Raw genomic sequence first — 23698 nt, 5'->3', positions numbered from 1 at the left:
AAGACACTCACAAATTCCATCATATTTTATATTATTTTATTATATAACAGCACTAATAAAAACTGATTTCCCTTTCAGGAAATCAGTTTTTATTCAAAAAATAGCATAGCAGTGTGAAATTATTTAATTCTAAGAAATCTTAAGAACTTATCCTTAAAGGTCAGCTTCTGGATACTTACTGCTGCTAAAAGCTCCGTTGTATTAATCAATTCTCCATCTAAGTAGGTGTGTACCTTCCCAATAATGGCTCCTTGGTCTACCGGAGCCATCACTGCATCTGGTGCCTCCACCACAGTTTTAATCTTATCAACTTCCTCGTCACTGACAGGAATCACAACTTTATCTCTTGCCAATAGGTCTAGTGTATCCACTTTCCCCTCAGTCACGCTAATAGTCGCCATTACATCCCCCTCCTGTAGTATTTGATGGGGCTTGAAGATAGCAAAGCTATCATCCAAAAGCTTGCGAGTAGTATTGAAATAATCATAATCATTAAGGGATATGGCAATCAACTGCATATCATTACGGGTTGCTGATGCCACAAGACATCGACCTGACTTTTTCGTGTATCCTGTCTTGACTCCATCTCCACCTTCAGTTGTTTTTAATATTTTATTCTTATTGGCAAAATATTTGAACTCTGCATCTCTACTTTCCGCCGTATGAAACTTCGTACCGACTATTTTCTTAAAGAGAGATTCCTTCATGGCTGCTTGGGTGATTAATGCTAAGTCATAAGCAGTGGTATAGTGTAGGTCATGATGGAGCCCATGGGGATTCATAAAGCTGGTGTTTTCAGCCCCCAGCTCCCTTGCCCTCTGGGTCATTAATGATGCAAATTCCTCCACAGAGCCAGCCACCTCTATGGCGATGGCGGTTGCAGCATCATTACCAGAACGCAACATCAATCCATACAATAGATCCACCATTTTCACCGTTTCATTTGCCCGTAGATAGATGGAGGACCCTTCTATTCCTACAGCTTCTGGTGGAATCTTTACCACCTTTTCGGGGTCAACATTTTCTATAGCCAATAGGGCAGTCATGATTTTTGTCGTACTGGCAGTTGGCATTTTTTCATGGGAATTTTTCTCAAACAATACCCTGCCTGTTTCAACCTCCATCACGATGGCAGACTTACCTGGAGCAGAGGTATAGGGTTCGATTCCATTAACAGTCATGATAGAGCATAGCATCATGACAACCATTACAAAACTTATCTTTTTCATTTTTTCACCTCTTATATGAAATCTCTGTATTTGAAGTCATTACTTATTATAATCAAATTTTTGAGATTTCATTCTGAGGTGTAAAACTTACCTGACTAGTCGTAATATAATCGACACCAAAATCCATAGGATTCCCGGGGTTAATAATAATAATATAAACAATCCCCTAGTTCTCTTCTTTTTTTCAAACAGAGCAACAAATTCAGCATCATCTTCATCATACTCTACTTCGATAGGTTCATCAAAATGTTCCTCCAATAATTGAACATCATCCTCTATTAACCCTAGAGCTTCCTCCAGCGCTGCAGCAGGTACATAAAGGTCTATGCCAAAGGCTGTATTTCCCATATAGATGTTCATGTAGCCTCCCGATTCCTTATATCGCTTCAACACTGGAATGTTAAAGTGCTTTAACTTTGCTTCGATAATACTGGCAATATTATCATCCCCAACTGTAATTAACAGAGCTTCACCAGAATAATCCTTTTCCCCATTTATATTCTCTCTTTTATCTCCTTCTAACGCTTCTACTAAATCAAGATCACAATTATTGCACTTTGAAAAACCTTCTCTATACTCACTCTTACATTTTGGACACCAAGGCATCTTTCTTCCCCCTTTTGCAAAATCCCTTGCATAATTTTAATATCTTTTATCTTTATTTATATTCTTTCATTCCACCATTTTTCAGCTTTTTCATCTATATCCCTTATAAACTGGTTTTTACCATTGATATATTCCTCGACATCATATGTATGCTTCTGAGCAAGTTCATCCTTGAGCTTTGAATACTTCTCTGCCTCATCAGGATGGGCAATCATATAGTCTCTAAAAATAATATGTCTTTCTACCTCTTGATTTTCTTCTAAAAAGATGTGTATATGATGAGTGCGTTCTACTCTACTACCCTTAATAAAAAATCTTCTACCTACAATTCCATTCTCCCCCAGAGGAATATACCCTTTTTCACTAAATACTTTATTAAGTTGATCTACAGCCTCCAAATCCCTGACTTCAACAACAATGTCAATAATCGGCTTAGCCTTTATTCCAGGGATGGCAGTGCTGCCGATATGGTGAAAATTTACTGCTATTTCCCCAAGTATTCCCTTAAGACTATTGACTTCCTCACGGAACTTCCGAGTCCAATTCTCATTATATTTGAAGACTTCGATTTTTCGTTTCTTCTCCATATTCTCCCCCTTCATTCCCTCTACTCTTTTGCTAGTTTTTTCTATAGAATTTCCCTTCCATCAATCTGAATAATATTAACTTGTTATTCATTCTATAGCATTCCATCAAAAAAATAATGAGCTCGCCTTCTACTTTGCAGTTAGTTTAGTCCAATGAATCATTCGATCCTTTACAAATCCAGTCTTCTCAGCCAAACTGATGGACCTTATATTTTCCTCCTCAATATGGACAAATGCCACTTCCCCCAGCTGTCTTAATTTTTCAATGGCTGCAATGGTCAAATCATACCCATATCCTTTTCTTCTATATTCAGGTAGTACAGTTAGAAAGCCAATGGCTCCATCATCATGGGTGATTACCCAAGCTACCAACTGTTCCCCTTCGTAGATCCCTAGGGCAACCCCTTTATTAATCCGCTCTACTATGTACTCCACTGAGGTAAACTGCTTATAGTCATAATGATTGAAAATGTACTCTGCCTCATGGGGCTTTAGCGCTTCAGCCTTGAGTCTTAAGGCTGGTAAAGGTTTATCCTCTGGGAAATATAGCTTCATGCAGGATAAGGTCCATTCAACATCCCTGTCCTTCGTTAATATTGCCAGCATCCAATCCTCCATAATGGCAAAGTATTGGTCATCTGGGTTTAGGGAACTCAACAGTCCCTTAAACTCTTCCTCATTTTCACTACTAATATAAATCCAGTTTTCATCACTTTTACCCTTTACCAATATAGAGTCACCTACCGTCCCTATGGTAGTGATGGGATATTGCTTCATAAAATTAATTAGATTAATGTTTCTTATTTCATCCCTATGTAAAATTTCAATGGTTTCTAAAGTTTTTTCTTGATTGATTTTATTATTCGTACTTTTCATGGTGTCCTCCTACATCACATCTTTATGTATTAATCCTCTCCGCTGGCCACGCTAGACCTTCTTCAAAGAAATTCCAGCCTTTTTACTATAGTCGTCTTTAAACTTTGCCTCACTGAAAAGGCATATTTCATCTAATCCCAACTCCTTAGCACAGTCCAGCAGAAAATTCTGAAGTTCCATTCCGATTCCTTTTCCACGATATTTTTCTTTTATATATAGGACAGCCAACCATGGATAAATAAATCATAATAGATTATTCTCCATAATTTTTATAATCCCTTTAATCCTCATCTAAAAAAGGGATTAGACCCCAAAGAGCCTAATCCTTAACAATTATTTCTATTTATTGTTCTTATATTATTGTTTTTTTATCTCTTTGCCTTATCATATGGCTGTCCAGCAGCTGCTGGTGGTGTTGTCTTGCCAACAAAACCAGCTAAGGCAACCATGGTAAAGATATAAGGAAGCATTTGAACTAACTAACTGGGAATGCCGATTCCCTGTAATCTCATTTGTAAGGCATCTGCAAAACCAAACAGTAACGATGCTCCTAAAGCTCCGATTGGTGTCCACTTACCGAAGATCATGGCAGCAAGGGCAATGAATCCTCTTCCTGTCGTCATTCCCTTTACGAAAACGTTAAGACCCCCTATAGATAATGCGGCACCAGCTAAACCTGCCAGCATACCACTGATTACTACAGCAATATATCTCATTCGGATTACATTAATCCCTACCGTGTCAGCAGCACTAGGATGTTCTCCAACTGCCCTTAGTCTTAGACCCCAAGGTGTATAATAAATTACATAATGGGTGAGAAACACCAATAAAATTGCAAAGTATACCAATGGATGGAACCTGCCCCAAGATGGTAATTTTGCAACCTGTGGACTTGTTCCTGCAACACCAAATATAATTTGTAGAAGAAACACCGTTAATCCGCCTGCTAAAATATTAATAGCAGTACCACTAACTACTTGATTTGCCTTATATTTAATGCTTACTATACCGTGAATTAAAGCCATCAAACCACCTGCCACAATAGCGCCTAGTACACCAAACCATGGATTACCAGTATAATAGGACACCACGACTGCAGTGAAGGCACCTATCAGCATTTTACCTTCCAAAGCAATATTAATGATTCCTGATCTTTCGGATATTAATCCTCCTATAGCTGTAATAATCAATGGAGTGGCCGATCTAAGGGTAGCATAGATTAATGCCATTGTAAAAATATCTCTCATCTAAACCGCCCCCCAATCTTTTCTTTTCTTAGGAAATATGACTCTAATGATTTGATCAGCAGCTACGAAGAAAATGATAACAGCTTGTAATACAACGATTAAGTCCACTGGGACACTGGTGGTAAAGTTCATCCAAGCTCCACCATTTGATAAAGCACCAAATAGTAATGCTCCCAAAAGAACTCCCACAGGATGATTTCGTCCAAGAAGGGCTACGGCAATTCCTTCAAATCCAAACCCAGGTGAAAAGCCCAGTATCAAGGCTCTGTCAAAACCTAATACCCGCTCTGCACCAGCTAAACCACCTAATGCCCCACTGATCACCATTGCTAAGATAATTTTTCTGTTGGAATTAATTCCACCATACTCAGCAGCTAATGGGCTTAGACCAACAGATCTTACTTCATATCCAATCGTTGTTTTCCAGAGCACAAAATAGATTATAGCACAGGCTATTAATCCAATTAAAAATCCTATACTCAGTCTTGAGTTACTCCAATTAACTAATTCTCCTAAACGAATTAAAGTTGCAGAAGGCAAAATAGGAACAGTACGGGGAGTTTGTCCAGGTGCCTTCAATACATCTGCAACTAAATATCCGATTAATGCGTAGGCTATAAAGTTCATCATGATTGTATTAATTACCTCATGGACACCCCTTTTAGCTTTTAGAAACCCTGGGATAGCCGCCCAAAGTCCTCCTGCTGCCATTCCCGCTAAAATTGTCAGAGGTAAATGAATAATCTTTGGTAGTCCAGTTAAGTTTCCTCCAACAAAAGCAGCAGCTAAAGCACCTACATATAATTGTCCCTCTACTCCTATATTGAATAATCCACAACGGAAAGCAAAAGCAACTGCTAATCCAGTAAATATTAATGGAGTGGAACGGGCTAATGTATTAGCAAACTTGTTCATATCCCCAAAGGCACCAATAAATAATGCTTTATAGGCTTCTATCGGATTAGCACCGATTGCAAGCATTATTACAGCCCCCACCAACAGACCTAAAATAATGGCTCCAATGGGAATCAGAAGTTCTCTTATGTTATCCTGTATATCTTCTTTCCTCATAAAACTACCCTCCTAAAGGAATTGCATTGCTTACTTTTTATTTCTTAATACCAGCCATCAGTAGCCCAAGCTTGTCTTCCGTTGCATCCTTAGCTTCTAAAATGTCAACGATTTCACCTTCATAAATAACAGCGATTCGATCACTAAGACTCATTACTTCCTGTAGCTCAGCAGAGACTAATAAAACTGCCTTTCCATTGTCCCTAGCATCTACAATTTGGCGATGAATAAACTCAATAGCTCCTATATCTACACCCCTTGTAGGCTGGGATGCAATGAATAACACTGGATCAGTATCTAGCTCTCGAGCAATAATAATCTTTTGTTGATTACCACCTGATAGATTTCTAACATGTACTTGATTATTAGGGGTTCGAACATCAAACTTTTCAATTAGATGATCTGCATGATTATTTATTGCCTTATAATCAAGGTTTACTCCCTTTGCAAAGGGCTTTCTACTATGAATTCCTAAAATCGTATTTTCACTAACCGAAAAATCAAGCACCAAACCTCTTTTATGTCGATCTTCAGGGACGTAACCAACCTGATGATTTTTAATCTCTTTAGCAGTTAATCCTGTGATTTTTTTCTCATTTAAATATACTTCACCAGAGACTGGCTTTCTAAGACCAGTAAGGACTTCCAGTAGTTCGCTTTGTCCATTACCTTCTACCCCTGCTATTCCAAGAATTTCTCCTTCTCTTATCTCAAAAGAAACATGATTTACTGATAACAATCCACGGTCATCATTTGCAGATAACCCATCAACTCTCAATACTGGTTTTCCTGGCTTTGCTTCCTCTTTTTCAACTCTTAAAAGAACCTGTCTTCCCACCATCATTTCAGCTAAATGAGTTGGTGAAGTTTCTGATGTCTCAACAGTTCCAATGGTCTTTCCTCTACGCATAACTGTCGCTCTATTGGTAATTTCCATAACTTCCCCTAATTTATGGGTAATGAAAATAATTGATTTACCTTGTTTTGTTAATCCCTTTAAAATATCAAATAATTCCTTTACTTCTTGAGGTGTTAGAACAGCAGTTGGTTCATCTAAGATAATAATATCAGCACCCCTATACAATGTTTTAAGGATTTCTACCCTCTGCTGCATACCAACAGAAATATTTTCAATTTTTGCATTTGGATCTACAAGTAGTCCATACTTTTCAGAAAGCGCTTCTACATCCTTTAAGGCTTTTTTTCTATCAAACTTTAATCCTGATTTTGGTTCGCTACCTAAAACAATATTTTCAGTAACTGTTAATGGAGGAACTAATTTAAAGTGCTGATGTACCATACCAATACCTAGCTTGATGGCTTGATTAGGTTCATCGATCGTTAACTCCTCGCCCTTGTAAACGATTCTACCTTCATCCGGCTGATAAAGCCCAAATAAAATATTCATTAAGGTGGATTTCCCAGCACCATTTTCTCCCACTAGTGCATGGATTTCTCCTGCCCTTAGGTCAAAATTGACACCATCATTTGCGATTACACCTGGAAATCTTTTCGTTATACCTTCCATCGATAATATAGGCTGCATTTTTTATTCCTCCCAAAAGGTTTAAGTAAGGTAAAGCTGCTGTAACAAGCGCTACAGCAGCCAATAAATTACTCTTCCCTTACAACAATTTCTCCACTATTAATCTTATCTTCAATTTCTTTGATTTTAGCTTTAACTTCATCAGTGATCTTATCTTTTAATTCTTGCATTGTAGCAATCTTAGCTTCGTCATTTTCAACGCCTGATTTTTCTAACTCAGTAACATTAGCTAAATCAGTTAAGCCAACACCTTCATTGTCAATACCAAATACAGTTAATCCAGCTTTGTAAGTATCTTCTTTAACAGCTTTAACAGTGTCAAATACAGCTACGTCTACACGCTTTAACATACTTGCTATAATTGTACCTGGATACATCCAGTTTTGGTTTGAGTCTACACCAATTGCAAACTTACCTTTTTCAGAAGCAGCTTCGAATACACCTTGACCAGTTCCGCCAGAAGCATGATAAACAATGTCAGCTCCTTGAGAAATATGAGAAAGTGTTAATTCTTTTCCTGTAGCAGGGTCATTGAAAGCAGCTCCTGTTGTACCAGCATAAGCCGAAACAACATTTACATTTTTACCTTCAGTTTCATTAATGTACTCAACCCCATGCTTATATCCAGCTTCAAATTTTTCGATTAATGGAATCTTCATACCCCCAACAAAACCGACAGTATTTGATTCAGTCATTAAAGCAGCTAAAGCTCCGGCTAAGAAAGAACCTTCGTGCTCTTTAAATGTTAGAGAAGCTACATTTTTTTCATCCACAACAGCATCAATAATAGCAAACTTAGTGTCTGGGAACTCCTGAGCTACTGTTCTTAATGGTTCTTCCATTAAGAAACCTACACCGATTACTAAATCCATACCTTGCTCTGCCAAGAATCTTAAAGACTCTTCATCTTGGGCCATTTCTCTTGGTTCGATATCCTTGTACTCAATACCAAGCTCTTCTTTAGCCTTTTCTAAACCTGCAATAGCAGCGTCGTTAAAGGATTTGTCACCCTTACCTCCAGTTGATAAAACAATACCAACTTGTAATGGCTTTTCGTCCTTTGCCGGCTCTTGGTTGTCTTGTGCTGGTTGTTGTGTTTGATCTTGGTCCTCAGCTCCACCACCACAAGCAGTTAGAAACATTGTGCCTATTAATAATAAGCATAGGAATAAAACTAGTTTCTTTGATTTAAACATCTTTACCTTCCTCCCATTTAATCAATTTAAGTATAAATCCCAGGTACTCTACTAATTATGTAATTGGATGAGCACCTGTAGAATACTATTTTACAATATCTAGTGATTAGTTACAAATGTTTTTTTAAATTACCTTAATAAGTAGATATATCGTCTTTTTTACCAGCCATAATGATTACACCAGAGCTAGTTCCAATTCTAGTCGCACCAGAATCAATCATCAGCATTGCAGTTTCGTAATCACGAACACCACCAGATGCCTTGACTCCCATCTCTTTACCTACTGCTTCCCTCATTCGTTTAATATCTTCAGCCGTGGCACCACCAGGTCCAAATCCAGTTGAAGTCTTAACAAAATCTGCCCCAGCCTTTTTTACTAATTTGCAAGCAACTACTTTTTCTTCATCACTTAACAAACCTGTCTCTAAGATTACCTTAACCAATTTCCCATCGGCAGCCTTTACAACAGCTACAACATCGTTATATACTAATTCCTCATTGCCATCCTTTAAAGCTCCAATATTTAAAACCATATCAATTTCATCAGCACCATTTTCAATAGCTTGCTTTGTTTCTAAGGCTTTTACTTCACTAGTTGTTGCCCCTAAAGGAAATCCAACTACTGTACAAACCTTTACTTCGCAACCCCTTAAAAGTTCTGCTGCCTCCCTAACATGACCAGGATTGATACAAACAGAAGCAAACTTATATTCCTTTGCCTCTTCACAAAGTTTAACCACTTGCTCCCTTGAAGCTTCTGGCTTTAATAAAGTGTGATCGATGTAAGCCGCTAAATTAGTATTCATTAATTCCATCTCCTTTATTTATTGCTCTTAATTCTAATAAATTTTTACACCTGTTTTATCTACAATGCCCTTAATTAGTTTCGGTTGAATGATTGCATCTTCTTTGATTTCATAAGCCTCCAAGATGAAATCGATTGCCTCCTTCACCTTTGAAGAATCAGCAACTTCATTAGTATGAATAATTGCTACTTCATCACCAACATTTACTAAATCGCCAACCTTTTTCTCCAACATAATTCCTACCGCCATATCAATGATTGACTCCTTTGTTTCCCTTCCTGCCCCAAGCTTTGTAGCAGCTAATCCTATGGCCTCTGCTTGAATTTTGTGGATATATCCCCTTTTCGTGGTTTTTACAGAAATTAAATTTGATGCCTTTGGTAATAGGGATAAGTCATCCACTACGCTAGGATTACCCTTTTGTACAACAATGAGCTCTTTGAACTTTTCTAGTCCAGCACCGTCTTTAATTAGTCGTTTCAATGTCTCTTTTCCTGCCTCTACAGTTTCTACTGCATCTGCTAAATATAGCATCTGTCCTCCTAATTCAAGACATAGTTCCTCTAGGTCAGCAGGCCCTTCTCCCCTTAAGGTAAGGATTGCCTCTTCTATTTCTAGCGCATTTCCTACCGCTTTTCCTAGGGGTTGGTCCATATCTGTAATCACAGCTACAGTTTCTCTACCCGCCCCTTCGCCGATTTCCACCATGTTTTTAGCTAATTCAATCGCCATGTCTAAATCCTTTAGAAAGGCCCCATCTCCTGTTTTTACATCTAAGACCAAAGCATCAGCACCTGCAGCTAGCTTTTTACTCATAATACTGCTGGCGATTAAAGGTAGACTATCTACTGTAGCAGTAACATCCCTAAGGGCATAAAGCTTCTTGTCGGCAGGAACTAGATTTCCTGTTTGTCCTACAACTGCAACCCCTGTATTCTTTACTGCTGAAATCATTTCATCAATGGTCAAATCTGTAGAAAAGTCAGGAATTGACTCGAATTTATCCAGTGTACCTCCAGTATGTCCCAATCCTCTACCAGACATTTTTGCTACAGGAACACCTGCTGCCGCCACTAAAGGGGCCAAGACTAAGGTTGTTGTATCACCTACGCCGCCTGTACTGTGTTTATCCACCTTGACGCCTGGTATCTCCTTTAAAGATACAGTATCCCCGGATTCCATCATAGCCAAAGTCAGGTTCAAGGTTTCTTCTTTATTCAAGCCTCTAAAGAAAATAGCCATACTTAAAGCTGCCATTTGGTAGTCTGGAATCTTGTTTTCAACGTAATTACTGATTAAGAAATCGATTTCCTCTTTGCTCAATTCATGACCATTTCTTTTCTTTAAAATCAAATCATAAGCTCTCATCTTTTCACCTACTATTTTGAAATTTAACCTAAAATCACAGATAATTATAAAATTATATTCTATGAATTTTCAACCTATTCCTAACCTATGAAAAATTGTTCTTGTCTACGAATAATTGTTCACACAGTATATATTCTTTATCCGACAAAGAATTCCTGCTAAAGAACATTAAATTTCATTAGGTTTATAAAAGAAGTTTTATTTTGAATTTTAAGTTAATTCAAACCCCTCAATTATATTATTTATGATGTTAAATCTCCCTATATTATATACAGAAAAAAACCACAAAGTTTAGTCACACCTATTTATACTGGTCTAACCTCTGTGGATTATCTATTCTTTAATCATTGTAGTCTATACCGGCTTTCCGCAAAACCTCTTTTGCAGCCACTTCATCTGTAATAAGAACGTTTAGGTATCCACCCCGCAGAGCCCCCAATATGCCATTTGCATATTCTTTGCCCCCTGCAATGGCGATTGCATATTTTTTTTCCTTTATTTTTTCCAGTTCAATGGCTATTGTACGGTTATTTAACTCCTGATCAAAAACTTTTCCTTCAATATTAAAATATCTTGCATATATATCCCCAACAGCTCCTCTATTTTGAAGATCCACCATTTGTTCAGCTGTAAAATAACCAGCTTGAACCAATGCAGAGGCTGGGGCAGGCCTTCCAATGGGATAGATTGCAACATCAGCCTTTACCGCCAGATCGATGATTTCTTTTATTTTGCCATCCGACAACAGTATCTCTTTTATTTGTAAATTTTCCACTATACTAGGAACTGGTAAAAAATATGGTGTGGCATTGAGTTTAAGGGCAAAAGTAATCACGGGATTATAGGTATTAACATTGCCCGACACTCGCCCTACCCCCCCTTTTAGCTGCACAATAGTTAAATTCTTTAACCTTCTTTCTCTCAGAAATTCGGCTACATAACTCAATGTAGATCCCCAAGGAATTCCGATAACTTGCCCATCCTCTAATATTTCATCCAGGTAATTTGATGTAACCCTTGCTAAGTTCTCTTTTACTTTGTTTAAATCATCTGTTGTCATGGGTACTACAATGGCTTTTTTAAGGCCAAATTTCTGCTGCAATAGGTTTTCCAGCTTTAAAGGCAGGTTCAAGGAGCTATTGATTCTAATTTCAACGATTCCCTCATCTCTAGCCAACTGCAATAATCTTGACACCTGTGGCCGTGATATTTGAAGTTTTTTTGATATTTCCTGCTGGGTATCATTGCATTCATAATACATTCTTGCCACCTTCACCGCTAATAAAAGCTTGTCATTAATGAATTTATTAGTCATTTTTCATCATCCTCAACTTCATCTGCTATTCTTCTTCAAACTTTAATTCACACCCAAACTCTTTCGCTAGCTTTTCTGCTTCTTTAACGTCTTCTTCGCTCCAAACAGACCAACTGGCTTTTACACTACCATCTACAAAAATTTCCACTTTATCTTTTTTTACCACCATAATTTTATTATTCTTTTTGGTCATTTCTTTCACCTGATTCTGCACCGCTTCCTCTGGGTTTACCCCCAAGACCTTCATTGCAATAAATAAGCAAGACATGGCATCCTGTAGCTCCTTTTTCGCTTCATCCATATCTCCCCTCATCAAAGCTTTTAATGATTCAGCCACTTCTTCATTTAAATGACTAATGGCAGTTTTAGGATCATTAGTAACGTATTTTCTGTTATCCCAGATCATTTCAATAGCCTTAGTAAAGTCCATATTAAAACCTCCATAGCAGATTATCTAAGATTTAATAATACATTGTTCACTGTTGCTTACCTTTAAATTATACCTCTTTATACCCAATACTTACAAATTTATGTACAATATTTTATATATTAATTTATCCCATAAAAAAGAGGACCTTAACCGTCCTCTACTCTTCATCCTCATAATCAATTGCGTCCCTATGACCTCTACCATGGTGTTTATTTTTCTTCACCATCGATTGAATGTCCTGTAGAACCTTTGGAGCCATACTAATGATGTTGTCAAGGGTATTTGCCCTTTGGTCAACAGGCATTAACTTCATTTGCCCATTACCTACAATCATAAATGCCACTGGCTGAACTGAAACCCCAGCTCCAGCACCACCTGCAAATGGGAATTTTCCAGAAGGAGTAATCTTTTTTACATCCCCCTTGTCTTCACCCTTTTCTTCTTTTCCCTTCTCTTTTTCTACAGTGTAGTCACCACCACCTGAAGCAAAGCCAAAAGAAACTTTTGAAATGGGGATTATGACAGTTCCGTCGGGGGTCTCTACTGGATCTCCTACGATTGTATTAACATCCACCATTTCTTTAATACTCTCCATTGTGGTCTTCATCAGTGATTCTATTGGATGCTCACTCACGTTATCACCATCCTTTTATTTTCCTATACAACATTTTTAAAGCCGCAATAATAATATAGCCGAATTTTAACGTAAATATACAGTTAAAAGAGGTATTGAATTTTTCTCCTTGATAACAAGGAACGACATTTACTGCCACCTCTTTTAGTTCAACTTTACGTCCCATAAAAGTAATTACATTAGATTTTAACATCCAGAAAAAACCTGTCGTAACGGCAGTGGCTGCAGCATCACCTGTTCCAATTTCAGTTTCCCACTTTATTTCATCAAAAACAGTTCTTCGGTGAACGTATATGATTATACTTCTATACCTTTTATAAATAATTCTAACTCGCCTATATATTTTTTGAATCTCATCAAGACTAAAATTCTTTTCTTTCTGATCTTTAATCATTTCTTGATTGCTTACTTCAATATCGGAGTTAACCTGCAGGTCATTAAGGGCATTGCCTTTTTTAAATATTTGAAGGAAAGGTAGCTCCATCCTATACTTTAATAATCCATAAAAAGCCCTTGTATTAATGACAATTTCTTCCCTCTGATTATTTTTTAATACAAGTATACCTATACTTATTTCAGAAAAAAGTAATAGAACGAACAAAAGAAAAAGTGCTGCAAACAAATAGTAAAAAAATAATATCAAATAAATCACCTAACTTTTCTTTAGCCTCTAACATCTGTATTTTTTCCAAAATTTATTTATATAGACATTATTTTATTATTTATTAATTTTTAGTAAAAAAATCCCCACTAATTAGAAACTAAATCTAATTAGAAGGGACCCCTTAAAAGCATTTAATTAAGTTATCTTATTGTTATTTATCTTACTAAACGATTAAATCTAATGCTTGCTTTAAATCAGCAATGATATCTTCTGGATTTTCTAGACCAACAGCTAATCTTACTAATCCGTCTTCAATCCCAGCAGCTTTTCTTTCCTCAGGATTATATGGAGAGTGAGTCATAGAGGCTGGATGTTGAATTAATGTTTCAGCATCCCCTAAGCTTACCGCCAACTTCATTAATTCTATATTGTTCATTACCTTCTTACCTTCTTCAACGCCACCCTTTAGCTCGAAAGCAACTACAGCACCCGGAAGCTTCATTTGCTTCTGAGCCAATTCAAATTGCGGGAAATTCTCTAGCCCTGGGTAGTACACCTTATCAACTGCAGGATGAGTTTCTAAGAACTTAGCAACCTCCATAGCATTCTTACAATGCCTTTCCATTCTTATTTCTAGAGTCTTCAAACCTCTGATAATCAGGAAGGCATCAAATGGGCTTAAAGAAGCTCCTGTCATATCCTTAACTCCAAATAACCTAACATCATTGATGAATTTTTGACTACCTACAACGATTCCTGCGATGACGTCACCATGACCATTTAAGAACTTGGTAGCTGAGTGGATAATAACATCTGCTCCTAGCTCTAATGGCTTTTGAAGATATGGCGTACAGAAGGTATTGTCCACCATTACGATACAATTTTCCTTCTCATGGGCAATTTTTGCAACTGCTTCTATATCAGTTAATTTTAAAGTTGGGTTAGCAGGTGTTTCTAAAAATACGACTCTTGTATTTTCCTTCATGGCCTTTCTTACATTTTCAGGGTTACTTACATCAACAAAAGTAACCTCAACCCCAAATCTAGTTAGACCATGGCTTAAATAAGCATAAGTACATCCATAAAGAGTCTCAGATGCAACGATATGATCTCCCTGCTTTAACGCTGTCCATAGGGCTGAAGATACTGCTCCCATACCAGAAGCTGTAGCCATTGCCGCCTCTCCACCCTCAAGCATAGCGATTTTTTCCTCTAATTGCGTACAAGTTGGATTTCCTAATCTGGAGTAGATATATCCAGCTTCTTCTAATGCAAATCTATTTCCTCCCTGCTCAGCAGAATCAAAAATAAATGTCGCCGTTTGGTGAATTGGAGTAGCTAAAGCACCAAACTCATCATTGTGGTGTCCGCCATGAATTGCAATTGTACCGAATCCTTTTTTGCTTAATTTATCCTTATTCATGAAACAACCTCCCTAATATTTTTCTATTATTACCTGCAATTAGTATGCCATTTTTCATTAAATTTTTCTCTATGATTTTTAGGCTCTTCTTTTTATCACTCCTATCATCTAATATTAATTCAAACATAATGGTTTACAAGTTTATTAAAAAGCTAAGAAACTAACAATTAGTGCCACAGCCCTAATGGGACTCATGGGTACTATTTGGAATATTAAATCAGTTTGTAAATATTTCTTTACATTAATTGCTTTTATGCGGTAACAAAACATTCCAAATGGAAACTTTTACTGCCATTTTATTTCATATTTCTTGACTTTGTTTATAAGTGCAGTATGGGAGATTCCCAGCGCCTTTGCAGTTCTTCTCAGACTCTTATTTTTATCTAATTCCCTTAAAATTACTTCTCTTTCACAGCTAGCAACAATATCCTTCAGTTTCATTTCTTTAAATGATTCCGTTGTTCCCAGCTTCATTTGATTACTGATAGGTAAATCAAAATATAGTTCCTTCGTTGATAAAGTATTTCCACTACAAAGAATCATAGCCCTTTCTATAACATTTTGAAGCTCCCTGATATTTCCTGGCCAATGGTATTGCAGCAGACTATTGATAAAATCAGCATCTGCTCCTGTAATATTGAGATTTAGCTTCCGATTGAGCTTTCCCATAATAAACTTTACCAATATTGGTAAATCCTCCAATCGCTCCCTTAAAGGTGGTAGAAAAATAGGAATAACATTTAGTCGATAATATAAATCCTCTCTGAAGGTCCCCTGTTTGATCATTTCTTCCAAGTTTTTATTAGTTGCGGCGATGATTCTCACATTAATCTTCTCTTCTTTACTACTACCAATTTTTCTAACCACACCCTCCTGTAGTACCCTCAAAAGTTTGGCCTGTAGTGCCAATGGTAACTCTGCTATCTCATCTAGAAATATTGTACCTCCATCTGCCTCTAGAAAAAGTCCGCTTTTACCACTATTGATTGCACCGGTAAAACTACCTTTTTCATAACCAAAAAGCTCACTCTCCATCAGGCTACTTGGAAGAGCTGCACAGTTTACTGCAATAAATTTATTGTCTCTTCGTCCACTAAGATTGTGGATTGCTTTAGCAAAAAGATCCTTACCCGTTCCACTTTCCCCTCTTAAAAGGGCTGTTGAGTCATTCTTTGCCATCGTATCCACGATTTTTTTTATTTTCTCTATTTTAGGGCTATTTCCTACTATTTCAGAAAAGGCCCCTTCTGTAGTATTGGTGACGATATTGGCAATTTCAACTGCTTTTTGAAAATTACTAAAGGACACTACCATTCCAATCGTTTTATGATTGTCATTGGTAACAGGTCTACCAGTTGCAAGATAATGATTTTTTAAAGAATGGTTAATTATACTTACCTCTACGTTGTCAAACTCTTCTCCTTTTTGCATAAAATCATAAAATGCTCCTTCAGTTGAAAAGTAACTTAATATATTTGTATCCTTCACATCTTTCCTGCCTAAACCAAGAATCTTTTCTCCGCTACTATTAATCATTTCAATATCTTGGTTTTTGTTAACAGCAACTATGCCATCATCCACTGAGTCTATAATGGTGAGTAATTTTCGTTTTTCCTTTTCAAAGTCCAATAATTCTATACTATTTATTGCTAATACTCCTCTGATGGCAAAAAACTTATTAACCAACTCTTCTTTCCTTTTATCATTAATATTTTTTATTTTGAGATTGATTCTTCCTGGAAAAACCTCAACAGAAATAAGGTTTATTTTCTCCAAATAAACTTTTTCCAATACTTCAAGAGTAATCCCCATACGATCCTCTGTTATAATTTCTAAACGTATATGATTCCTCATAATCCTCATCCTTATTATAAATTTTAATTACATATACTTCATGTAACGCAATATTATTTTCCCAATAATTATATCATATGATTAATGATTTACCTATTTTTCGGACAGGCTAATAAATGGTGATGAATTTTCTCTTGAAATTTTTATAGAATTCTATTGACTTTTTTTAAAAAAACATTATATTTAATATATGTAAACATAAAGTTTCCTCTAAGGAAATTTATAATTTACAACATTAGTTAAAAATTCTGATAAAGACCAATGATTTAAGGGAGTTGAGAGCTTGGATATAGGTGAAAAAATAAAACGATTACGAATCCTAAATGAGCTTACTCAGGATGAATTAGCCCAACGATGTGATTTGACAAAAGGCTTTATTTCTAAAATAGAACGTAATATCACCTCACCCTCCATCGCTACCTTAATGGATATTCTAGAGGCATTAGGAACTGATATCACAAAGTTTTTCAATGAAGATACTCAAGATAAAATCGTATTTACTAGTGAAGATATTTACCAATCTTCCAATGAAGAACTTTCCCATATTGTTTCATGGTTGATTCCCAACGCTCAAAAAAATGCAATGGAACCAATTTTGATTCAACTAGAACCTAATGGAACCAGCAACATCGAAGAACCCCACAAGGGAGAAGAGTTTGGTTATGTTCTTAAAGGAATGATTACCCTTTATCTAGGCAAGAAAAAAGTAAAGGTGAAAAAAGGGGAAAGCTTCTATTTCAAGTCTAGTCGAGTCCACTACATAGAAAACACAAGTAATAAAGAAGCGGTTGTCCTTTGGGTGTCCAGTCCACCATCCTTCTAGGACCATCCTCAGTTTTTGAAATCTTACAATTTAATCAAGAGGGTTTCATCCTTCTTGATTTTTTACTGTTTAAATTGCTGGTTTTTATGGAATTACTAATATATAGTTATTTTAAATTATAATTATAGGAGGTTTTTACAAATGGAACTATGGTATACTGAAGAACAAACAGACAATGTACGATTATCTTTAAAGGTTAAGAACCACTTATTTTCTGATCAAAGTGATTTTCAAAAGGTTGATGTGTTTGAAACTTTTGAATACGGAAGATTAATGACGCTAGATGGTCTTGTCATGGTCACTGAAAAGGATGAGTTCATCTACCATGACATGATTGTCCACACTGCAATGGCTGTAAACCCAGCCATAAAAAATGTATTAGTAATCGGTGGTGGAGATGGTGGTACTGTTCGTGAACTCATGAGATATAAGCATATCGAAAGAGCAGACATGGTGGAAATCGACCAAATGGTTTGTGATGTTGCTAGAGATTACTTCCCAACTATTTCTGGAGACTTGGACAACCCTAGAGTAAATCTATCCTATGAAGATGGTGTTGCCTATATGAAGGGTAAGGAAAATATGTATGACCTAATCATCATTGATTCTACTGACCCAGTAGGTCCTGGAGAAGGGTTATTCACGACTGAATTTTATACTGATTGCTTTAATGCCCTTACAGAAAACGGGATTTTAGTAAATCAAAACGAAAGCCCAGTATATGAGCAATTTGCAAAAGAAGCCATCAGAGCTAATGCAAAATTAAGAAAAATTTTCCCAATCGTTGAAGTTTATTCTGCTGCCATTCCAACTTATCCATCTGGATTCTGGCTATTTGGATTTGCCTCTAAGAAGCTGCACCCAATTAATGATCTACAAGCAGACACCTGGAACAGCTTTGGGATTAAAACTAAATACTACAACACTGAGTTACATAAAGGAGCCTTTGCTCTACCAAGCTACGTAAAGGAGTATATTGCCAATGGAACTGTTTAATCAATATTTGTTTATCGGATGTGAAGCTAGTTTAGAAGAGTCTGATATTGTATTGTTCGGAGCTCCCTATGATGGAACTAGCTCCTTTAGACCCGGTTCTAGATTTGCGTCTAGTCGTATTAGAATAGATTCCTATGGAATCGAAACCTACAGTCCCTACTTGGATAGAGATCTTGAAGATAAAAAGATTCATGATGCTGGAGATTTAAGTTTCGCTTTTGGTAATCGTGATCTTGTTTTAAATACCATCAAGGAATACAGTCAAGAAATTGTTCAACAGGGTAAAAAACCTCTAATGATTGGTGGAGAACATTTAGTTACTTTGCCTACTGTAGAGGCAATCCATGAAAAGTATCCTGATGTGGTAATTGTACATTTAGATGCCCACACAGACTTGAGAAATGACTATATGGGTGAAAAATACTCCCATGCGACAGTTATTAAAAATTGTTGGGACTTTCTAGGTGACGGACGGATCTTCCAATTTGGTATTCGTTCTGGATTAAAGGAAGAATTCCAATGGGCAGATGAGGGACATACCTTCTTAAATAAATTTGGCTATGACAGATTAAATGAAGCTTTAGAAATCATCAAAGATAAGCCAATCTATCTAACAATAGATTTAGATGTGCTTGACCCATCAATTTTTCCGGGAACAGGAACACCTGAGCCTGGTGGAATTACCTTCAAGGACTTAATGGAAATTCTTAAGAAGCTATCTAACTTAAATATCGTAGGAGCAGACGTTGTGGAGCTTGCTCCAGATTACGACCCAACAGGAGTATCCACAGCTGTTGCATCTAAAGTTCTTCGAGAAGTAATGTTAATCTTATAATAGATATGTACAGATAGTAATAGCCACCCATCTGGGTGGCTATTACTATTAGTAGATTCAAGATTTTATTTGCCTACTCAAGACAAGATTAATGATTGGCTAATTACCCTACAAAAACCCTTTAATCTTGGGAAACACCTTTAAAGCCGTCTTATAAAATACATCCCCATGGTATTCCTCTGGTATCAAATCCTTAACAAAATCAATATATGGAGCAACAGGCGCCAATGGCCAATCAGTACCAAATAAAAAACGCTCATAGGTATCACAATAAATCAAAGCGTGTCTTAGGTGAGAAAAATAGATATTACAGGCTGTGAGCCGTCTACATTTTGCTTCATCCCCTGCAATCAAGCCAGATAAATCTGCATACATATTTCTGTTTTTATATACCACCTCTGCCCCATCAAGGCACCATGGATCTCCAAAGTGGGCCATCACAAAAGTGATATCTCGATATTTCACAGCCACCTCATCTAAAGTTAGGGGATGGGAATATTTCAGCAATCCCCTCTCAGAATAGGTGTCCCCAGTATGAAACACAACTGGAAGTCCGTGTTTCATTGCCAACTGATATACAGGAGTATAAACTTCATCGTAGGCATAAAAAGGATAGTAACCCAAGTATATTTTAATTCCCACCACCTCTGGACGTTGAAGGGTTAACTCTAGAGCAACTAAATCCTCTTTGTTCAAGTGATAGGGATTAACACCAGCACAATAGACAAGCGAGGGAAGCTGTTGATCCTCTAGGTCTAAGTCCATTGGAGTGGAAGTGGCAGGGTCTGGGAACCCTGCCTTTAATTCCTCTGTCAAACCCATTCCAATCCCTAATACCACACTGGCATCCTCATATTCTTTAGCTAATCCAGCACTTGAATAATCCACCCCTGATATTTCATCTGATGTCTTCTTAAACTCTTCAATATTGGAAAAATGCATATGGGCATCAATAATCTTCAACGCTACAACTCCTCTTCCACTAATTTTTGTTTCCGAATCCTAAGCACGAAAAGTAGTAATTATTCAAATCTTATATTCCTTAAATCCCTTAGTGCATCCTCAGGGATGACCTCATCTGTGAAAACATAGAAAACTGGAGTAGCGAATACGCTCTTTCCAGATTCCATGTTTAGTTTATTAAGACATGCCACTAAAGATACTTCCTTATTCATGTACAACTCCAAAGAAGAAGAACGTAGGTCATTGACAATTTGAAGCATTCCTCTCCGTCCCTCCATTCCACATACTAAGCTAGAGGATGCTTTAATTTCTATAGCCCCTTTACCAGTAACATAATTTGTTGGGACTCCTTGATCAAAGGACTTGACCCACCCCGTCTTTTCACCATCAGTTAACTTCATGAATCCAGCATATTCCCAGTTTAACTGAGGTAAATAGCTCCCTGTCTCTTGTAAAATCTCCACTACAGAACAAACTACAGGTACACCTGGGATCATTAAGAAATATTGATTCCATTTAAGCCCCTTATATTCCTTATTTTCCTCCACTTTTGTATGGAGTTTGATACCCCTCCACTCATTTTGGTGTTGATCCTTCATGGTGATAAATTCAGCCTTAGAATTTTCTTTTAAATACGAATTGTTACTAATTCCCATAAAATAGTGGCCACTACCTCCGCCCCAAGGATTCCACCAAGATTTTGGTTTTGTCATTGGGAAAGAATGATCCAACCACTCTTCTCCATTGTAATTCATAGAAAATATAGAAGGAAAATAATTTGGGGCTGCTTTTACTCGTACTGTACCATTGTCTACAGAGTAGACTTCTACCCCTTCTTCTATAGTCTTTTCACAATTGATTTCTACAGCATCTTCCTTCAACAGTAAAGTATGAAGTCGTCTCTCCTGAGTGAATACGTTGCTCTGAAGTCCTACAACATCAATTTTTTTATTAATATTAGGACGAATCTCCATTTGTAGTTCTTTAATTTCATCCTCTTGCTTCAATATTCTTTTCAACTGTGGAGTTTCTTCTGACAGTAGGTCAATCTCCAGACTCCCATTAAAATATTCTGAACGATAACTCTTAACAGTGGCAGTACAACAATCCTTCACTATCGGATTATGGTTATTTACCGTAAACTCTAAATGGGCCTTTATCGTCTTTGGTTTAGGTTCTAATTTTTTTAGGGCAAACTTCCTGAAATCATCCCACTTTGGGTATGCTCCTAGGGAGATATACAAAGGGTCAGTCTTTACAGAGTCACCAGCCTCTATTCTTCCGAGGGGATATTCAAAATACATAAACCAGTTGGAAAAGTTCACCTTGTATTTAGTGGACCAACAGATTCCACGAGGCTCATCGTCAGCCCTTGAGAAAAGCCAGTTTTCTGTTACTCGATTGCTGTCCCACTCAGAAAGGCCTGAACCAATAGAATCCTCTAATTCAATGATTTCATCATCATAGGGCAGAACAGACCGATATAGCTTTTGAAATATGGGATGATTTAACCAAATATCAAAGGGTGTGACTCTATCTGATACGTTCTTTACCTCCCAAGTTTGTTCTAATAATCCCTCCGCAAATAGCTTGATATATGTAATAAGCTGTAATTCTTCAAAGGAGGTTGAGTCATAGGTTGCCTTTAAGACAATAGCTCCTTTTTCCTCATAGGATTCTACAAAAGTAGGACGTTTTTTATTAAATTCACTGGAATAGGGCTTACCAAGTTTTGGAGCCATTGTCCTCGTTGGCTCTAGGGCTAAAATTTCTTTTCCTAACCATAGAGAGTTATTAAATTTGCTGAGTCCTGCCTCATACGCACCATTATAAATATGCCAGAAGTCCTCTCCTTCTCCCGCAAATTTTTCTCCAAAACCTTTAAGTCCAAATCCGATCTTTTTCTTAAAACAGACTGGGCTTCCTTGCCTAGGCTTGACGTTAACGTCTAGAGTCGCCCCATAGAAACCAAAATCCTTTAACACATAAGGAATAGTTATGGATTTTTTTCCTCTACCCTCCAATTTAGAATTGACCCTTTGCTGTACTTCAACAAAGTCAATCTTTGGAAAGTCTAGGGTCACTTCAACCTCTTCATCAAAATTGTTTTCTATATTTAAATAGAAATAGCCCTCATCCCCTATGGTACTAACTTTCCCATGGGCCTTAGTTGAAACTTTAACAGGGAATTTAGGCAATATCCCTACTCTAAAGGATGTTTCTTTTCCATTGATTGAAAGATTGGTGATGACAGCTGGATGTGTCCTCCAGATACTCTGTTCTTCTTCTATTTCCCCCACCTTAAATTTTGCTTCGATCCTCATTTCCCTTACTTGGTCTAGTAAAATCTTTTCATTGAAATTAAAATCTATATTTTTATTGTTTTCACCTGTCAAGATGACCTCCAATGGCTTTCCTGACTTGTTGATGATGTCATAGAAGATTTCGTAATCCTTACCAAATACCAATTCTGAATCCTCAACCGTGGCAGCAATAAGATAATCATCAGTCTCAACTAATCTTAATCCTCTACCCCTACGTTCAAATTCCATCCTAAGTTTTCGATTATTTTTTTCCCACTGGTATTCATAATAGTCAAACCCATTTTCTTTTCTACCATCGGGCTTTAGCTCAATAATACGTTGGGAGTCTTGATACCAATCTATTTCTTCAAAGTAATCCTTTACTACTTCATTGTTTATTACACTGGGTATAAAATTCATCAGATGGGTAGTTTCATCCCTTTCTTCCCAGAAAAAGCCACACTTCTTATATAGCGGAACTGCCTTTGTATTCCCAGGCCATGTGTATAGGTCTAACCTGGGCCAACCTAATTCAATGCTACGTTCTAAGGCTTTTAATAATAATTTTTTACCTAGTTTCTTTCCATGGTAATCCCCCCTTACATTTAGTAAGGGTATATATAAAGAACCTTCATCCTCTCTATATTCGCTTAATCCACAATATCCAACAACTTCATCCCCCATCATTGCTAAATAAAGGTTTATATTATCTGAGTTTGCCTCCTGTTGAGCCACATGTTCTGCTGTGACATTGGTGGCACTTCCTCCCCAACCGTCAGCACTTTTATTCCACATATCTGCAACTGCCGCCGCTAGCTCGGGGTTATATTCTATAATTCTAACTTCTTTCACTGTCATGATCTTTCCTCCTCTTTAGGAACTTGTTTCTTTTTTTGCTATGACCAAACTCTTTCTAAACATATATAGGCCACTTCAGATTGTCATCACCTTAGCCATCTCCCCCTTCTAAAAAAATAAGACCATCT

Annotated in this window: 22 protein-coding genes; 3 read left to right on the top strand and 19 right to left on the bottom strand. The window is 37.0% G+C overall.

Annotation, left to right across the window (positions count from 1 at the left end; translation table 11 throughout):
* Window positions 1–119 precede the first annotated feature (119 nt).
* The 17 genes from JOC73_RS02825 to JOC73_RS02745 form a co-directional block, all read right to left on the bottom strand.
* Window positions 120–1229 carry a D-alanyl-D-alanine carboxypeptidase family protein gene (locus JOC73_RS02825; RefSeq protein ID WP_204400331.1) on the bottom strand — a complete coding sequence of 370 codons (1110 nt, stop codon included), beginning with the start codon at window positions 1227–1229 and terminating at the stop codon, window positions 120–122.
* An 87-nt stretch (window positions 1230–1316) separates the two neighbouring features.
* Window positions 1317–1835, bottom strand: a complete 519-nt coding sequence (locus JOC73_RS02820; RefSeq protein ID WP_204400330.1) for a hypothetical protein — start codon at window positions 1833–1835, stop codon at window positions 1317–1319.
* A 56-nt stretch (window positions 1836–1891) separates the two neighbouring features.
* The gene (locus JOC73_RS02815) at window positions 1892–2422 is read right to left on the bottom strand and encodes a GrpB family protein (RefSeq protein WP_243427836.1); all 531 of its coding nucleotides are present in this window, start codon (window positions 2420–2422) and stop codon (window positions 1892–1894) included.
* A gap of 129 nt (window positions 2423–2551) precedes the next feature.
* Window positions 2552–3298, bottom strand: a complete 747-nt coding sequence (locus tag JOC73_RS02810; RefSeq protein WP_204400328.1) for a GNAT family N-acetyltransferase — start codon at window positions 3296–3298, stop codon at window positions 2552–2554.
* A gap of 51 nt (window positions 3299–3349) precedes the next feature.
* Window positions 3350–3526 carry a GNAT family N-acetyltransferase gene (locus tag JOC73_RS02805; protein WP_204400327.1) on the bottom strand — a complete coding sequence of 59 codons (177 nt, stop codon included), beginning with the start codon at window positions 3524–3526 and terminating at the stop codon, window positions 3350–3352.
* A gap of 251 nt (window positions 3527–3777) precedes the next feature.
* Window positions 3778–4545, bottom strand: a complete 768-nt coding sequence (locus JOC73_RS02800) for an ABC transporter permease (RefSeq protein WP_330613069.1) — start codon at window positions 4543–4545, stop codon at window positions 3778–3780.
* Complete coding sequence (locus tag JOC73_RS02795; protein WP_204400326.1) at window positions 4546–5616, bottom strand: ABC transporter permease; 1071 nt, start codon at window positions 5614–5616, stop codon at window positions 4546–4548.
* 37 nt (window positions 5617–5653) lie between these two features.
* Window positions 5654–7162 (bottom strand): ABC transporter ATP-binding protein, encoded by a 1509-nt coding sequence (locus JOC73_RS02790; RefSeq protein ID WP_204400325.1) that lies wholly within the window; start codon window positions 7160–7162, stop codon window positions 5654–5656.
* Between the two features lie 68 nt (window positions 7163–7230).
* Entirely contained in the window at window positions 7231–8358 is a 1128-nt protein-coding gene (locus JOC73_RS02785; protein WP_204400324.1) for a BMP family lipoprotein, read from the bottom strand.
* A gap of 134 nt (window positions 8359–8492) precedes the next feature.
* The gene (gene deoC / locus JOC73_RS02780; RefSeq protein ID WP_204400323.1) at window positions 8493–9164 is read right to left on the bottom strand and encodes a deoxyribose-phosphate aldolase; all 672 of its coding nucleotides are present in this window, start codon (window positions 9162–9164) and stop codon (window positions 8493–8495) included.
* 33 nt (window positions 9165–9197) lie between these two features.
* The gene (locus JOC73_RS02775) at window positions 9198–10532 is read right to left on the bottom strand and encodes a pyrimidine-nucleoside phosphorylase (RefSeq protein WP_204400322.1); all 1335 of its coding nucleotides are present in this window, start codon (window positions 10530–10532) and stop codon (window positions 9198–9200) included.
* 340 nt (window positions 10533–10872) lie between these two features.
* Window positions 10873–11847 carry a sugar-binding transcriptional regulator gene (locus tag JOC73_RS02770; protein ID WP_204400321.1) on the bottom strand — a complete coding sequence of 325 codons (975 nt, stop codon included), beginning with the start codon at window positions 11845–11847 and terminating at the stop codon, window positions 10873–10875.
* Window positions 11848–11872: 25 nt separating this feature from the next.
* A complete protein-coding gene (locus JOC73_RS02765; RefSeq protein ID WP_204400320.1) occupies window positions 11873–12277 on the bottom strand; it encodes a MazG nucleotide pyrophosphohydrolase domain-containing protein in 405 nt (134 codons plus the stop codon).
* Window positions 12278–12434: 157 nt separating this feature from the next.
* Complete coding sequence (ytfJ, locus tag JOC73_RS02760) at window positions 12435–12911, bottom strand: GerW family sporulation protein (RefSeq protein WP_204400319.1); 477 nt, start codon at window positions 12909–12911, stop codon at window positions 12435–12437.
* A gap of 4 nt (window positions 12912–12915) precedes the next feature.
* On the bottom strand, window positions 12916–13512 hold the full coding sequence (locus tag JOC73_RS02755; protein ID WP_204400318.1) for a DUF2953 domain-containing protein: 597 nt from the start codon (window positions 13510–13512) through the stop codon (window positions 12916–12918).
* Window positions 13513–13738: 226 nt separating this feature from the next.
* Window positions 13739–14938: a methionine gamma-lyase gene (gene megL, locus JOC73_RS02750; protein WP_204400317.1), complete on the bottom strand. Its 1200-nt coding sequence runs from the start codon at window positions 14936–14938 to the stop codon at window positions 13739–13741.
* 285 nt (window positions 14939–15223) lie between these two features.
* Window positions 15224–16792 (bottom strand): sigma 54-interacting transcriptional regulator, encoded by a 1569-nt coding sequence (locus tag JOC73_RS02745; protein WP_204400316.1) that lies wholly within the window; start codon window positions 16790–16792, stop codon window positions 15224–15226.
* Window positions 16793–17075: 283 nt separating this feature from the next.
* Between JOC73_RS02745 and JOC73_RS02740 the strand changes: the two genes are divergently transcribed.
* From JOC73_RS02740 to speB, 3 genes are all read left to right on the top strand, one after another.
* Complete coding sequence (locus JOC73_RS02740; RefSeq protein WP_204400315.1) at window positions 17076–17615, top strand: helix-turn-helix domain-containing protein; 540 nt, start codon at window positions 17076–17078, stop codon at window positions 17613–17615.
* Window positions 17616–17756: 141 nt separating this feature from the next.
* A complete protein-coding gene (gene speE, locus JOC73_RS02735) occupies window positions 17757–18611 on the top strand; it encodes a polyamine aminopropyltransferase (protein ID WP_204400314.1) in 855 nt (284 codons plus the stop codon).
* Window positions 18598–19446, top strand: a complete 849-nt coding sequence (gene speB, locus JOC73_RS02730) for an agmatinase (protein WP_204400313.1) — start codon at window positions 18598–18600, stop codon at window positions 19444–19446. The genes speE and speB overlap by 14 nt, the downstream gene beginning before the upstream one ends.
* A gap of 108 nt (window positions 19447–19554) precedes the next feature.
* Here speB and JOC73_RS02725 read toward each other — a convergent pair whose 3' ends face one another.
* Together JOC73_RS02725 and JOC73_RS02720 are read right to left on the bottom strand one after the other, a co-directional pair.
* Window positions 19555–20409 (bottom strand): amidohydrolase family protein, encoded by an 855-nt coding sequence (locus tag JOC73_RS02725; protein WP_204400312.1) that lies wholly within the window; start codon window positions 20407–20409, stop codon window positions 19555–19557.
* A 59-nt stretch (window positions 20410–20468) separates the two neighbouring features.
* Window positions 20469–23570 carry a GNAT family N-acetyltransferase gene (locus JOC73_RS02720; protein WP_204400311.1) on the bottom strand — a complete coding sequence of 1034 codons (3102 nt, stop codon included), beginning with the start codon at window positions 23568–23570 and terminating at the stop codon, window positions 20469–20471.
* Between the last annotated feature and the right edge of the window lie 128 nt (window positions 23571–23698).

Origin of the sequence: Alkaliphilus hydrothermalis, from assembly GCF_016908555.1 — a bacterium.
Taxonomy (GTDB): domain Bacteria; phylum Bacillota; class Clostridia; order Peptostreptococcales; family Natronincolaceae; genus Alkaliphilus; species Alkaliphilus hydrothermalis.
This window is presented reverse-complemented; position numbering and strand designations above follow the sequence as displayed.